Origin of the sequence: Kothea flammea (assembly GCF_052161645.1) — a bacterium.
Taxonomy (GTDB): Bacteria; Planctomycetota; Planctomycetia; order Pirellulales; family Pirellulaceae; genus Laterigemmans.
Window position 1 is genome coordinate 2,389,272 of sequence record NZ_CP197414.1, and the last position, 14,630, is coordinate 2,403,901.

The following is a 14,630-nucleotide window of genomic DNA, read 5'->3' on the forward strand; positions in this document are numbered from 1 at the left end:
TCAGGAAAAGGGCGTCCTGCGTCACACTAATGTTGCAAAATAAAAACGGCAACAACAGCGTAATCGCTGGGGACACCAGCACGCAACGGATGCTCAGCGAAATGGCTCTCGCCCACGAAATCGTCGAGCAGGTCTTCCAGGCGATTCGACCTCAAATTGTCGATGCCGTCGATGGATTCCTGGGCCAATCGATTTCCGCCGGGCTTGCCCCGGGCTGGGATCACAATTGGTAAGCTACCAAGTTGGGACAACACCGCGTCGAATTGCCGGTCGGCGAACCGCAACAGGAACAAGCGATTTTCCAGTCCAATCGTCTCTGTTTATTGTAGGCGATTGGCAAAATTAAATCCTGAGGCCGCGTGGTGCTGGTAGGTCGGTTGGATGACCGACTCGAACGCTCCCGGCGGCCTGTTTTCGTCAGTGGAAGGTTAAGGCGGAGCGAAGGTAGTTGCCTGAAGCAGGAGGATATCGCTTCCTTTGGATCGCTTGAAAAGTAAGGATATCCAAACGAGATAGCATGCGTCAAAGTCTCGGAGTCTCCCTTGCTGGTCGGCCTGAACCCTCTGATCTGGCCGTTTGCGTTAACTGGCGTGTCGACGTTAGCCGAGAGAGTTCGAGCGTATTCGTTGTTGGGCTCGAGATGGCGGCAAAACCATGAACGCAACACTGTCCGATCTACCCAGTACGCTTTCGCCAACGCCCGGTGACGCCGAGTTGGCGAGAGTCTCTAGCCGCGCGGTCGCGGAACTTGTCGCTCACGAAAGCGAGGGCACCTTGCGGTTGTTTGCCAAGCTGGGAACGAAGAAAACCGAGATCGTGATTCCATCGTCGGCAATCCAGCTTCTCGGTGCCGTTCTCACCGAATTTGCCAAAGGCAACGCGGTCACGATGTACCCAGTGCATGCTGAGTTGACGACGCATGCGGGCTCTTCCCCGCGCTGCTTTGGGACCTGTTGATGCGGCTTGCGATGACCTGGCTCTCTCGGGCTCGATGGTCTTCGATGATCAATGATGAATGGACTCGGAGTGTCTTGCGAGTTAGACCCGATCTGACGGAAGGGCAAATGTCTCGCATTCGTCAGTTGATGGCTTCGCATGTGCTTGATGCCGTGGTGGCTAGTTGCGTACGTGGCGAGTCAAATACTTGATGAATTGTCGATCCAGCGTTGCCAAGTCGACACCCATCGCATCTTGAAAAGCTTGCACGCGAGCCCGTGGATCGGGGCTTTGCATCAAGGGACTTTTTGATAACGTTTCCAAGTACTTCAAGTATTCTTTGCGGCGGGCGCGGAGGAGAAAATAGTTGAGCGCCCAAGCTTCGGCGTAGGCCGCCGGTGCTGTCGACGGATTGCGAAAACGATTGTCATCGCGGATCAGTGTGGCCAGCGAATCTGCTGGTCGTTGCCGGGAATAGAGCACGAACCGCTCTAAATTAACCATGTTGATGCCGCCGATATTTCGCCAGCCACGGGCGCTACTGTCGGGGGTTTCGAAATAGGTCGCCAGCCCCTCGCTGACCCAGTAGGGATTGTCGGCCATCCGCCGCTGCAAACCGCTGTTGTAAGAAAGTTGATGCACCGCCTCGTGGATCAGCGTGGCCACCCGCCGCTCGGCATTATCCAAGTAGTACAGCATCATGCGATTCGACTGCAGGTTGTAATAGCCGATTACTGAATCGACCAAATCACCTACCTCCGGACGCGCGAATTGGGCAAAGCTTTGCTGGTCGGCGAAGACGAGTGCGACCAGGGGAAACTCGGCCTCGTCTAATTGCCGGCCCTTGTTTTTCCAGTACGTATAAAATCCGGAGTGGGCCTGTTCGAAGAGGCTGCCGACCCACTGCACGTAGACGTCTGGCGTGTTGTGACAAATCACGTAGTTGGCGGTCTGGTAGATGCGAAACCCGGGAGGCAGCTCTTTCAGTAGCCGTTGGCCCGCTTCTTCGTTGGTGATGGGAGTCAGCGGAGTCGCGTCGCTGCTGCGGGAGATTAGCCTTTCGGGTTGGACCGTCCACAATTTGCCGTCATCGGCCAACAGCAGGAAACCGCCGTCGGCGGCCGTCACCAAAATTTCGCCAATGACCGACAATTCATCATCGCGATCGGGATACGGACGAAAGGTAATCGTTTCAACCGCCACAGCCAATTGCGGTGCAGTGCACTGGCAAATTACCAGCAACATCAACAGTCCCAACGCTTTGCCTGGCAGCTGGTCGACGGTTCTCCTCTGCAATGCAAATCTTGTCAATGCAAATCTTGTCCACATGAACGACGTTACCTTCCCTAAAAACGAACGATGCAGCTTGGTTCACGAATCTCCGCCACCGGTCTCTCGGCTCTCTATCTTAACAGCCGGGCGACGCCAGCGGTAATGATGCCGACGCAAAACGCCGCGAACAGGGCTAAACCGGCTTCGTGATTGCGGACACCACTGTGCAGCAGACCAAACAACCGGCTGGCGATCGTCGTCACGCTCGGCGGTAAGACCAGCAAAGTCGCTGAGAGATCGGCAAAGGCCACCAGGATCACCGCCAAGCTGGCCAGCAGCAACGCGCGACGCAGCCGGGGTGCCTCGATCCGGATAATCCGTGTCCAAGTTCCGCTGCCATCCAGCATGGCGCACTCGTTGACGGCCGGGTCCAACAATCGATAACCGCCTCGCATGATTAAATAAGCGGCTGGCAGGGCGCGAGGCAGTAACGCCACGATGCTGGGGATTAACGTGTGGTCATAAACGGCCCCCAAGCTGTCGCGATTGAACAGCCAAATGACCACCAGACTGACAACCGGTCCCGGGATCATGGCCAGCATTAAACAGCCGATAAAGTTGAGCTGCCGGAGCCAGCGATGGGAGTTTGCCGCGGCAGCCATCAGCCAGGCCAGAGGCAGCGTCAACAGCCAAGTAAACAAAGCTAATTGCACGCTCCAGCGAAACTCTTGCTGGAACATCCCCGGCGCTGTCAGCAGCGTGTTGACGGCCACCGACCAGGAGAACCCAGCAACGCCCACTTGCCCGCCTGCTGGTGTTTCCCCACCTGCTGCGGGCAGCACGACGGTCCAGCCCGCTTTGACCACCAGTGCGCTGATCGGCACGACCGCCACCAGCAGCGATCCCAGCAGAGCTACGCAGATCGCCACACCGTGCAGACTCCGGCTGCTGGGGCGAGTCGTCTGCGAGGCTTCGCCGCTGCCCCGTCGCGACCAATCCCAGCGAGCCAAGCCGCGACGGCTGAGCATCCACAGCGGGACGGCCAGCAGAAGCGGCAGCATGACGCTGGTTAAGACCGGAACGCCTTGCGGTTGCAACGCGTAAACCTTGTAGACCTCGTCGGCTAACGTTCGCACGCCGTACAGATCGGCGACCGTCATCTCCGTCGCCGCCATTATCGCCGACCAGACGACGGCTGCCAAAATCCAGCTGCCGGCAATCGGCAAGGCGACCAGCCAATCACGTCGCCAATTGTTTAAGTGCAAGCTGGCCGCCTCGTGCAGTGATCTGGGCAATTGTCCCATTGCCAAGTAGGTCGCCAGGCTGACCCAGCTTGCACCATAGGTGCCGTGAATCCAGCTGCTGGCCAGCAAGCCGCGAAACCAGAAACGCGTTCCCCCTTGAATCAGCGGGAACCAACCAAATTTTCCCGCCGTTCCTTCCCAGCCGGCCGCGTGCAAGTAGAGCGGCATAGCCAACATCGAGACGCAAGCGACGAATGCCAACTGTCCCAGCAACCGACCACCGCCGCGGCTCATGCGAAGCACGCCGATGGACCAGCCCCACAGCACCCCCAGGGGCACAGCAATCAACGTGCTGAGCGCTATAAGTGCTATAGTCAGTAAAAACGGCTGCATGATTTTGTGAGCCAACTAGAGAAAATCGTGCGAAACCCACGCAACCCAGTAAACTTGTAAGTTACTCGACACACTCTGCTTCTGCGCAACGCAAATTGAGCCGATTTGGCGGCCCGCCCGCCTCGCTGCTTTCCTTATGAAAATATCCTCGATTCCCCAACTGTACCGCAACCTACGCCGTTGGCAGGAGATCTTGGCTGTCTTGCAGCGTTACGGCCTGGCCGATTGGCTCAGCCATTTTCCCCGTTTGCCGTTTCGCGAATATCTTAAAGATCGCGATGGCCAGCCGCTCGCTAGCCAATCACGCGAAGTTCGCATCCGCAAGGCCTTGTGTGAGCTGGGGCCGACATTCATCAAGCTGGGGCAAATGCTGGCCTCCCGCAGCGATCTGGTCGGTTTACCGCTGGCCGAAGAGTTAAAGCATTTGCGTGCCAATGTCCCCCCCGACCCGCCCGGGACTGTGCTGAAGATTCTCCAGCATGAATTGGGCGATTTGGCCGCCACCGAGTTGGCTGATTTTTGTTCCACACCGCTGGCGGCCGCGTCGATTGGCCAAGTCCACACGGCCAAGCTCCGCGATGGTACCGAAGTGGTGTTGAAGATCCAGCGGGACCAAATTGAATCGACCGTTCATCAAGACCTGGACGTCTTGGCGGGACTCGCCCAGTTGGCCGAGCGAGTTCCCGGGCTGGCCGCTTGGGGGCCGGTGGAGATGGTCAACCAACTCAGTCCGATGCTCCGCCGCGAACTTGATTTCCAACGCGAGCAACGTCACCTAAGCCAGTTTGCCGATTTTTTCGCCGCCGACCCGCGAGTTCAAATCCCCCGCCCGATCGAATTTCTCTGCACGCGGCGGGTGCTCACCATGACGCGTTTTCACGGCCAGTCGTTGGACCAGTGGATCGCGGTTTCGGAGCCCCCTTCGCCGTTGTCTCGGGTCAGCAATCATGGCCCGGCTGCCGGTAATGGTTCCGCCGCTGGTGATGGAACTCCTGCCGCAGCGGATGCGGTTTTGACGTTGCCGAATCAACACCTTGAGCTGGGCGAGCAGATCACGCGTTGTTACATGCGGATGTTGTTCGAGTTGGGCATGTTCCACGCCGACCCCCATCCGGGAAATCTGATGTTGCTCGCAGATGGCCGCTTGGGGATCCTCGACTTTGGCATGGTCGGCCGCATTGACGATCGCTTGCGGGATGCCATTGAACAAATTCTGATCGCTATCGCCGCCGCCGATCACCGCTCGCTGGTGCGGTTGTTAAAGCGGATGGGCAACGCTCCGGCGACCCTCGATGAAGCCGCTTTTTCGATCGATGTTTCCGAATACATCGCCAATTACGGGCGGCAAGAGTTGGCCCGTTTCGATATGACCTCAGCCCTCAACGATTTGTCCAGCATTCTCCATCGCCATGGAATCAAATTGCCGCACCAATCGGCGTTGTTGCTGAAGATGCTGATCTCCTTGGAAGGAACGCTGCGTGGGCTGCAAGCTGATTTTGATTCGTTGGCCGTGATTCGACAATTTGTCCGTCAGGCAATGTGGCGGAGATTGCACCCCAAGCGTCGTTTGTTGCAAGCCAAAAGGATCTACCTCGAAGCGGAGCATTTTCTCGAAGAGGCCCCCGACCACGTGTTGCAGCTGTTGGACCTGGCCCGCAAAGGCGAACTTCGCGTCCATCTGGAACATCAACGACTCAGCCCCTCCGTGAATCGACTTGTCTTGGGGTTGATTTCCAGCGCGCTCTTTTTGGGCTCTTCGCTGCTGCTCTCCCAAGAGGTCCCGCCCCTGCTCTTCCCCGAGTCGACGTTCCTGGGGCTGACGCGGATCAGCATCTTTGGCTTGGCTGGCTGCCTGTTGAGTCTGCTGGAGATGTTGAGGCTGATGTGGGCGATCCGCCAAAGTGGCGCGCTGACGCGTGGTGAAGACAAATCTCTGTAAAGCTACCTAAGCTGCTTCGGCGTCGTCCAGCCGCACGCCCAAATCTTTTAACACCCGTTCGACTTCGTCATTGAGCGCGTCGAGTTGCAGTAGCACGGCGTCTTGGCGTCGCTCCAGTTCGGCCAGCAATCCGCCGGGTGAATCGTCGGCGTCCGTCTCATCCGCATCATCAGCGATTTCCAGTTCCAGATGGCCCGCCAGCTGGGGGTCTGATTGCGGTTCCGATTGGGTTGCCTGCTGCACCTCCGCTGCCAATTCGCTTAAGCTCTCCACCACCTCGTGTTCGAGCAATTGGTCTTCGTCCAGCATCTGCTCTGTGGAGTCATTTTCCTGCGGTCCGAGTTCGGGGAACTGCTGGGCATCGTCATCGGGAGAAAAGCACTTGAGGTGTGACATTCTGGCGTTGCCCTGGCGTAACTGATGCAATCGTTAACGTTGCGGTGACCGTTAACCTTCGCCCTTTGCATCGGAGCGATCTTGGCGGGCAGTTGAGCATGCCGGCGAAATTCCACCTCGGCGACTTGCGTCACCTGGGGTGTTTAGGAAGCATTTAAGGCTCGCTTTCGGCTGGCGGTTAGTTGCTTATGGGGGTGTGGGTTGGCCGCATTGGCTGGTTCCAGGTGGTGTGGACTGATCCGAACTGGTGTTTGGAACGGTAGCTGCTGAAAAATACGAATAAAATTCCGACAAAAAAGGGGGCGCTGGAGTTGCCCGCGTACGATCCTGGTTGGTAACCTTTGCTGTTTGTTGGAGCAGGTCTAATTTCTGTATCAGGTTCCTTTCTGTTGGAGGGCCCTACCGAGATATGTCTAGGGAGAATCGATGGTCAAGTTAGTTGTCCGAGATCGGGAGACGATTCAAGAAGCCGTTCGCCGTTTCCGAAAACTAGTCGAACGTAGCGGAATCAAGAAAGAGATGCGACGCCGGGAGTATTACGAAAAGCCCAGCGAAACACGTCGTCGCTCACGATTAAGAGCTGAGCGTCGATCGCGTCGCACCCGCATGTTGGCCAACTAAGACGCCCGAATGTGGATTGAGAACAAACAGCGAAACACGGCAAGCCAAGTCGAAACGGTCCGATCGGCGGGTTGTTTCACCGGCATTTGATCCACTTGGCCAGAGAGACTTGTGCAAAATAACGAATGGATTAATCATTCGTCAGCACTCACGGGCGATTAGCTCAGTTGGCTAGAGCGCCTCGTTTACACCGAGGATGTCGGGGGTTCGAGTCCCTCATCGCCCATTCAAATTGGTTCTTTCAGACGATGATAAGGCCTAGTTCTCACTAGGCTTTTTCTTTGCGCCGTGAAGATTGTCGAACCGCTGTGCCGGCTGTTTGAAGATCCGCAATCGCCGGTGTCTCGGCTTCAGCCGGTCGGTTTTTGCGGCGAATCGCCTAAAGAGATCGTCCAGCTTACAGCGATGCGTTTTCACTGCGTTTTTCGCGGTTGTATAGCGTCAAGGTGTTCTGAGCGAGCGCCAGCAGGCCCACCTCGGCTCGTACCCGAGCTAATCCGTGACCGTGTTGAGTAGCCTGATTGCGGTGGAGCTTTCCGTCGCCAAAACTTCTTTCAACTGATGAACCACGCTTCCCTCGACTCTGGCGACCCGCTTCACCTGACATCTTTTCCTTTTGCGCATCCAGTAGATGCTGTTCTTTCTGGCGGCTGATGGTCCGACGTTTTGAGCCATTACCCAAGCACTTGAACGCTAGTGGACAACCCAAGCAATTTTCCTTCGACTGCTCAAAACGCAGTTCCGGTACCATGCGTCCACAGGCGCGGGGAAGCTGCACGGTACGTACTAGTTTCATCGCATGGCCACCAGGGCAGCGCAGCTCGCCGGTGGATCGATCAAAGTCGAATTCGCCTGAGGGTATTTGGAGTTGACCGTTGGCCAGTTTACGTTGCTGCATGATGTTGTCCTGAACCGGTGCCCACAAATCAATTCCCAACCGCTCACAATCCTTCAAATCAAGAATCGAGCAGTAGCCGGCGTCGGCATGAATCGTCCGCAAGCAACCCTTGACGATACGTTGGCATTGCTCGATCATCGGTCCCAGGGTTGTGTTATCACTGTTTTGCCGAAACACTTCAAAACCTAAAATCACACCACTCTGGCAGTCGGTCATATACTGGATGTTATAGAGCGGTCGGACCACGTCATATTTGTCTCGGCCAATCACCGCCTCGGGGTCAGCCGGACTTACGACCAGCTTGGCTTCATCGCGGCGATAACGTGAGTGAGCCTTGCGATTATCGCGGATTTTATCAAGCAATTCGCGTTTTGCTTGCCGCAGACTGTGCAATTGCCTGCCACGTCCTGCGGCGGTTTCAGCAATCCACTTCGGGACCTTCTCGAGTGGCTTTGCGGCAGCGATCTGAAGCGGGTCGTCAATTGACCAGATCGCTCGTTTGAGTTTATTCAAGCGACGATTGATCTGCTTGAGATTGTAGATTTTGTGTCGTGACGCATTGGCCGAGGTGAACGTTCCATCCAAAGCGGCTTCGACGGGATCGACCAGCCCGTTATCGGTTGCATCATTGATGAGCTGCTGGTGGAGAGTATCGATGAACTTGCCAGCTCGGTCTCGAAAGTCGTACCAGGCTGAACGCGAGGGAGCGATGCCTTGGCCAACCAGCTTGCATTGATCTCTCGAGGTCGCGTCGCGAAACCACTGGGCCGGACTGGTCAGTCCGGCGAGGATCTGAACCAGCACAACGGCGAGCATCAATTCAGGCGGATACGGTTTCGATGCGGTACCTCGATACACCTCACGCAGTGTCTGCAAATCGAGGCGGCTGATGGTTCGCCGGACGGCCTGGACATGGGAATCGTCTTTGAGCTGCTCTTGGAGAGCAAGTAGTTCTGGGGAACCTTCCGCCAGGGGCGGATACTGGAATGCAGTTGTTTTTTGGTGACAGAGTCATTAGCTTTCAACTGGCCTCGTCGGAGTGACAATAAATCACTCGCACTCGTAGTGCGAACAGTCCACCCCGTGCGAGGCCAATTTTTTTTGCTAGCAAATCATAAGCTGTAAGCTGGACGATCTCTACAGGCTAGACACCAGCGCACGCTGATGTCCCTGCTGTTTGTTGTCCAGGGATTGATTGGGGACAATCGGGTTACAATGGGCTTGGGATAGTCAGCGGAACAATGCTGATCGTTGCAACTGCAACGAACAGTTTTCGCAAACGGAGAGAGCAACCGTTGTTTGGATAGACTCATGGTGCCACGCGTCGGACGAGGTTCTTCGAAAAATTTCCAGTGTTTGAGTATCAGGGTCGATTAGCAAATAAATGCCGACCCCATTTTCTTCGTAGAGCCAACGTTTGGCCTCACGGTCTCGGGTTGCCGTGGAAGGTGATAATATCTCCGCCACCAACGTGGGTGGATGCTCGACGTGGCCAACGGGCGGTTCGCCGCAAATCACCAATACATCAGGACGGACTACCGTGTCCTCGGCAACCAACCAGTCAATTTCGTAAAGCACGACAGCCGTACAATCCTTCTGTGCGCGAATTTGACGCTCGATTTCAAAGACTAAGTTCTTGCCGACACGCTGATGGATACCAAAAGGGCTGGGGGTCATCGCGACGGGGATTCCTTGCCAAAGCTCCCAGTCTCCCTGCCAGGTCTCGTAGTCGGCCACTGTGTAATGCGGTAGGTATCGAAAGGCTTCTGACATCGAGAGCTCTAGAGTCGGGTATCAGCGGTTGCAAGGTGGCCGGATGGTTCATCTTACACTAGTAATCCTGGATAGAGCGAAGACAAAACCGGTTATCGACCTGTGACGCGTTGGCTGATCTTTGCGCCGGCTCTCGGTTCGTTTGCTTGATTACTTGCTCAATTCGATCCAGCGTGTCCAGGCGGTTTGCGGTGTTCGCTGGGGCCTTAGCTTGCTCTCCGCAAGCACCATGTTTTCGGCTTCCGCGTTGGCCCGCGGGAATAAGAAAATCGCTCCCAGTAATCGCTCGGCTGCCGGGATGCCCAGTTGTTCGAACATTTCCGCTGAACGCAACACGCCGCCCGAGGACCAGTAATTGTCAATGCCCGCCGCTGTGGCCGCTAGCAGTAACGATTGCACAGCTGCCGAGGCCGCCGCGATGTGTTCCACGTTACCCAACGTCGGCTCAAAGGCTTCTCCCGTGGCGATTGAGTCATGCAGGGGTGGATTGTTCACGGGCGGATTGGGCAGCCAAGTCGCCATGATCAGCGCATCGGCCGCAGCCAGCATGGCGGGGATTTTGCCAGCCGCCGGCAAATCGACGACTCGCTCGCTGAGCTTTCGACAGTTGGCTGCCGAGAGCACATGGAATCGCCATGGCTCGATCCCCGTCAGCCGGTCCTCACCCGCGGTGCGATGTTCGACGCTGCAGATTTTGTGAAATGGGGCCCAGCCGCCGCAATCGATTAACCTTTCAACTGTTGCTGCCTGGTCGCTCACCGGCAAGTGTTCCTGTGCTAAGTATTTGACAGTCTTGCGTTGCCTGACGAGTTGCTCGAAGTCAGCTAAGTTCATGTCGGCTTTGGCTTGATAAGGCGTTAGGGAGCTGCAATCGTTCGCGGGACAGCTCTTGGCGGTTGCCCCAGCACAAGGGGTGAGACGCCGGCAAGCTGCTTCGCCACCGCGAACAATCGTTGGCCATCGGGAAAGTATTGCAAGCCAAGGATTTTACTGGACGAGGGCCGTTGGTACAAAACCCCCAAAGGCTGCCGAGTGGACAGGTTCAACGCGCGAATCGAACCATCGTTGTGTCCAGAAAGCAGATGATAGTCATCGGGGGTGAAGCACAACGAGGTAACTTCGCTGACACAGGCAAACCTATCGATCAGCTTGCCACTGCGACGATCAAAGAGCTGAATGGCGTCGTTGGTGCCGACCGCCACGATATTTTCCGAGTGACTTAAGCAGAGCCGGGCGAGCGCATTCAGGTCGCCAGAGTCGAAGGTCTGCTGGGGTGTCCCGTCGTCCACCGAGTACTCAGCGAATCTCGAATCAGCTTCCAAGATCACTGTGTCTCCCCCGTCAGTGACCAAGTGGGTTGAGCTGACGTGGACCGATAATTCTCCTCGCAGCCGATAGGTCTGCCAAGCATCGTCGCTGACCCAAACCCGCACGGTCCCGCCACCAGCGAACGCGATCGCTGTTCCATCGCGGCTAAAGCTCAGACGAAATCCACCGGCGGTTGGTCTATCTATTTTTGCTAGCACTTGGCCCGAGTCACGCGCAAGTACGTAGATGATTTTCTCACCGGCGACGGCGATAAATCCACCTTCGGAGAAGAGGGTGTTGCCTACAATTTGAAATGGGATGGGGTCTCCCAGCGGTTTTTGCGATGGTCCCGCTAGACCCACCGGCGTCGGGCGTCGTGGGGACAGTCCCCGCGAATCCCATAAATACAGCAGGCTATTCTCGATTTGAGGAAATGCAGCCTCCACGAGTTGCGGTGGGGAAAAACTTTGGAAGGGCAATAAATTGTTCCAGTCCCAAACCTGCGCTGGGTACTCACCGCCGGCCACCAGCATGCGACTTTGGGATGCCAGCCAAACCGACGCTAACCGCGGCGGGTCGGGTAAAGGTTGTGTGGGCGGCGCAGTGGGAAAACAAAAGAAACTGCGCCCGCTGACATTGCCTTTCGCGTTGCTACTGAGCCTGATCACTTCCACGCGGCGATCTGGGTAGAGCAATGATAGCCAATTTCCATCACCGGTCGTTTTCATGGTCTGGGGATATTTGCCGTCGATGGTGATCAGCCCCAACGAATTACCCTGCTCGATGTCAATCACTAACACCGATTCATAATAGCGCTCCGCCGCGATTAACCACTGTTCATGCGGGCCTCCCCAACACAAAGTGCGGACGTTTTCGAGAGGATTGGTGGAGATAGTCCGCAATCGCTCGCCAGAGGGAATAGCATGTTGGTCGATGCCTGCGCGAGTGGGAAGATAAAGTGATCTACTATCGCTGGAGAACAGCAACGACTCGTGACGGTGGTTATTGCTGACGCGGAACAGTTCATCGCCTTGGCGATCGGCTACCCAAGCCAATTCGTATCTCGCACCAGCGGCGATGGTTTGTCCGTCCGGGGACCAAGCTAGTGATTCAATACCGGCATCCACGATCGCTACTTGGCGGAGCAAGCTTTGTTGGTCTAAATCCCAAAACCAAACCTCGCCGGTAAAGGAACCCGAAGCGGCTAGTTTTCCATCAGGTGAAATTGCAATCGAATCAACACGATCCGGGTGAGCCCCCAGCAGGCATACCGGCTCGATCATGCCGTCGCTGGTGACTTTGTAAAGTCGGATGTTTCCATCTCGGCTGGCGGTAACCAGCCTCGCTCCGTTCGCCGAGAAATCGACTGCCTGGAACGTGTCCGAATCAGAAAAAACAAACGTCGGCTGTGGTGAGGCAACATTCAGCAATAACTTTTCCAAGGCGTCAAGCTGGTCAGTGCTTCCGGTCTCTGCCGCGTCGTGTGCTTCAGTTTTTTCAAGCAGCACTCGTTGCAGAGCGGGTAAGTTGGCCTGTTTGAAAGCCACTACGGCTTGCTGCAAACGGGCCGTTTTTCGCCAGGCTCGCATCTGCCGAGCGTTTTCCAGGTTTGCTAAATGTGTTTTTTGAACTTGCCGGATCTGCCACAGCGAAAGTAACGCCAGGCAAATGATCGCTGCGCTAACCAACCCCAGCCGCACGGTTTTGACGCGATGCCGTTGCCACCATTGCTTGAGTCGCGGACTGCGGTGCGGGCTGCTGGCCAAGATCGGTTTGCCGTCGAGGTATCGCTGCAGGTCGCTGGCCAGTTCCTTAGCAGTCTGATAGCGATTGTCAGGAGCAACTTGAATCGCTTTCATCACGATCCAATCTAATTCTTGCTGAGTCCCCCGCTGTCGTGTTCCCCGTCGCTGAGTCGCGTGCTCCCCGCTGTTTGCCGCTCGTATGCTGGGGAACTCGGGCGTTGTTTGTTGAAGTAGTTTTAAATAGCCATCCACTCCGAGTTGTGGCAATTGGGCGTGGTCGTGAGCGGGCTCGCCAGCGAGTAATTCATACAACAAGGTTCCCAACGAATAGGTATCGCTGCGGGCGTCATCTTCGTCCAGCTTCATTCGCAAGCGTTCCGGAGCCATATACTGTGGCGTACCGAGCAATTGCGAAAAATGAGTGACGGGTGTCGCGGTTAGTGGATTTTCGGAAATTGCTTTGGCGACACCGAAATCGATCACCTTCACGATCGGTTGATCGTCCGTTTCGCAGACCAGCACGTTGGCGGGCTTCAAGTCGCGGTGGATGGCCCCTTTTTGATGTGCGTGTTCCACCGCCCAACAAAGATCAATGAACAATTCAACGCAGGCGCGGGGGGCCAATCGTCGCTGCTGGCAATACTCTGTAATCGGCACGCCATGGACCATTTCCATGACGAAGTAGGGTTGCCCGCTCGGAGTCGTGCCCGCATCGAACATCTGGGCGATATGAGGATGGCTCATGATCGCCAATAACTGACGCTCGACCTCAAAACGCTTGACGATACCTGGCGAAGTAATGTCGTCCCGTAGCACCTTGAAGGCGACATCGCGGACCACTGGTTCTGTTTGGCGGGCCCGATAAACGGTCCCCATCCCACCTTGGCCGATCCGCTCGACCAGCAAATAGACGCCAATTTTTTGTCCGACAAGCGAGGCTGCTTCGTTTTCCTTGAAAGGCGAGTCGAGCGATTCGGCGATACTTGGTGGTAGCCGTGATGGTTTATCGTGTTTGCTTACGTCGCCGGAACCCCCTTCGCCGACGGCCCGCGCCAGCAGACCGTCGCTGGCTTGGTCGCGAGCTTGCAGCAGTCGCTCGATTTTGCCGCGCAGCGCAGCGTCGTCGCCACACAACTCGGTCAACTTGTTTTGGCGTTGCTGCGGGTCGTCAATCTGAACGGTCTGACGAAAAATCTCGCGAGGGTTCAGGGAGGGCAGATCGCGCGGTTTGGGGCTCATGCTTGTTCGCAAAAAACGTTTGGTCTGCCTGCGCAGCCAGCGTGACTCTGACGGGCTGGGGCAGTTTGCAGGCTGGGTAAATTCTCGGCACCCAACTAATGCGAATTCCGGCCGTACTTCGTCCGGAACTGGAGCAAAATTATTTGTGACTCTCGCTGAATTACGCCAATTCCGCGGCAAACCAAGCTAACGCGTACTCCCAATACTCGTAGGCCGTGGAACGTGAGATGTCCATGACTTTGGACGCTTCGGTGACGGATAGCCCCGCGTACAACCGCAACCGCACTAATTGGGCTACCTCCTGGTCCTCTTGTTCCAGGTTCTGGACGGCCTCATCAAGCGACAAAATTTCGTCCAGCGTCAATTCGCTGCGGTGATCGAGATCGCATCGGGCTAAATCCACTCGCTTAAACCCGCCACCACGTTTACCGCAATTCTTGCGTCGCGCATGCTCGATCAAAATCCGTCGCATTGCCTCCGCGGCAGCAGCAAAAAAATGGCCCTTCGAATCCCAATGTAGTCCTTGCGGCGAAGCGATTAGTCGCAAATACGCCTCGTGTACCAAGGCGGTGGCTTGCAAGGTATGGCTGAAACGCTCCAACGACATGCGATTCGACGCGAGAGTACGTAGCTCTTCGTACACCAACGGGAGCAAATCCTCAGGCCCTCCAGGGGCGCCGATTTCGATCCTATCTAAGACTTTGGTAACGTCGGACATATTCTGCCGCAAACAGTTGTCTAGGTTCTCTAAATGGAAATGTAGGTAATTACGGTTTTCGCTTACTGTAGTTAATTAGAAATGAATACCCAGAAGTAGTGTAGTCGAATTGTGGGCACTTCGCATCTCTTAAGAACATGTAAGACGT

At 56.0% G+C, this 14,630-nt stretch carries 12 protein-coding genes and 1 tRNA gene; 5 read left to right on the plus strand and 8 right to left on the minus strand.

Annotated elements, in window-relative coordinates; genetic code table 11:
• Nucleotides 1-29: 29 nt before the first annotated feature.
• A complete protein-coding gene (locus SH139x_RS08520) occupies nt 30-233 on the plus strand; it encodes a hypothetical protein (RefSeq protein ID WP_488354848.1) in 204 nt (67 codons plus the stop codon).
• A 421-nt stretch (nt 234-654) separates the two neighbouring features.
• The gene (locus tag SH139x_RS08525) at nt 655-957 is read left to right on the plus strand and encodes a hypothetical protein (RefSeq protein WP_488354849.1); all 303 of its coding nucleotides are present in this window, start codon (nt 655-657) and stop codon (nt 955-957) included.
• Nucleotides 958-1,116: 159 nt separating this feature from the next.
• Here the strand turns inward: SH139x_RS08525 and SH139x_RS08530 are convergent, their stop codons facing one another.
• Nucleotides 1,117-2,247 (minus strand): DUF1570 domain-containing protein, encoded by a 1,131-nt coding sequence (locus SH139x_RS08530; protein WP_488354850.1) that lies wholly within the window; start codon nt 2,245-2,247, stop codon nt 1,117-1,119.
• Nucleotides 2,248-2,339: 92 nt separating this feature from the next.
• Nucleotides 2,340-3,845: an ABC transporter permease gene (locus tag SH139x_RS08535; RefSeq protein WP_488354851.1), complete on the minus strand. Its 1,506-nt coding sequence runs from the start codon at nt 3,843-3,845 to the stop codon at nt 2,340-2,342.
• 136 nt (nt 3,846-3,981) lie between these two features.
• Here SH139x_RS08535 and SH139x_RS08540 point away from each other — a divergent pair, with 136 nt between their 5' ends.
• On the plus strand, nt 3,982-5,784 hold the full coding sequence (locus SH139x_RS08540) for an ABC1 kinase family protein (RefSeq protein WP_488354852.1): 1,803 nt from the start codon (nt 3,982-3,984) through the stop codon (nt 5,782-5,784).
• 6 nt (nt 5,785-5,790) lie between these two features.
• Here SH139x_RS08540 and SH139x_RS08545 read toward each other — a convergent pair whose 3' ends face one another.
• Nucleotides 5,791-6,180, minus strand: a complete 390-nt coding sequence (locus SH139x_RS08545; protein WP_488354853.1) for a hypothetical protein — start codon at nt 6,178-6,180, stop codon at nt 5,791-5,793.
• A 426-nt stretch (nt 6,181-6,606) separates the two neighbouring features.
• Here SH139x_RS08545 and rpsU point away from each other — a divergent pair, with 426 nt between their 5' ends.
• Nucleotides 6,607-6,801 (plus strand): 30S ribosomal protein S21, encoded by a 195-nt coding sequence (rpsU, locus tag SH139x_RS08550; protein ID WP_488354854.1) that lies wholly within the window; start codon nt 6,607-6,609, stop codon nt 6,799-6,801.
• Nucleotides 6,802-6,953: 152 nt separating this feature from the next.
• Nucleotides 6,954-7,027, plus strand: a tRNA-Val gene (locus SH139x_RS08555).
• A gap of 171 nt (nt 7,028-7,198) precedes the next feature.
• Here SH139x_RS08555 and SH139x_RS08560 read toward each other — a convergent pair.
• The 5 genes from SH139x_RS08560 to SH139x_RS08580 form a co-directional block, all read right to left on the minus strand.
• Nucleotides 7,199-8,575, minus strand: a complete 1,377-nt coding sequence (locus SH139x_RS08560) for a transposase (RefSeq protein WP_488354855.1) — start codon at nt 8,573-8,575, stop codon at nt 7,199-7,201.
• Between the two features lie 354 nt (nt 8,576-8,929).
• Entirely contained in the window at nt 8,930-9,472 is a 543-nt protein-coding gene (locus tag SH139x_RS08565; protein ID WP_488354856.1) for a Uma2 family endonuclease, read from the minus strand.
• A gap of 150 nt (nt 9,473-9,622) precedes the next feature.
• Nucleotides 9,623-10,306 carry a nitroreductase family protein gene (locus SH139x_RS08570; RefSeq protein ID WP_488354857.1) on the minus strand — a complete coding sequence of 228 codons (684 nt, stop codon included), beginning with the start codon at nt 10,304-10,306 and terminating at the stop codon, nt 9,623-9,625.
• Nucleotides 10,307-10,329: 23 nt separating this feature from the next.
• Nucleotides 10,330-13,764: a WD40 repeat domain-containing serine/threonine protein kinase gene (locus tag SH139x_RS08575; protein ID WP_488354858.1), complete on the minus strand. Its 3,435-nt coding sequence runs from the start codon at nt 13,762-13,764 to the stop codon at nt 10,330-10,332.
• A 160-nt stretch (nt 13,765-13,924) separates the two neighbouring features.
• Nucleotides 13,925-14,482, minus strand: a complete 558-nt coding sequence (locus tag SH139x_RS08580) for an ECF-type sigma factor (RefSeq protein ID WP_488354859.1) — start codon at nt 14,480-14,482, stop codon at nt 13,925-13,927.
• Between the last annotated feature and the right edge of the window lie 148 nt (nt 14,483-14,630).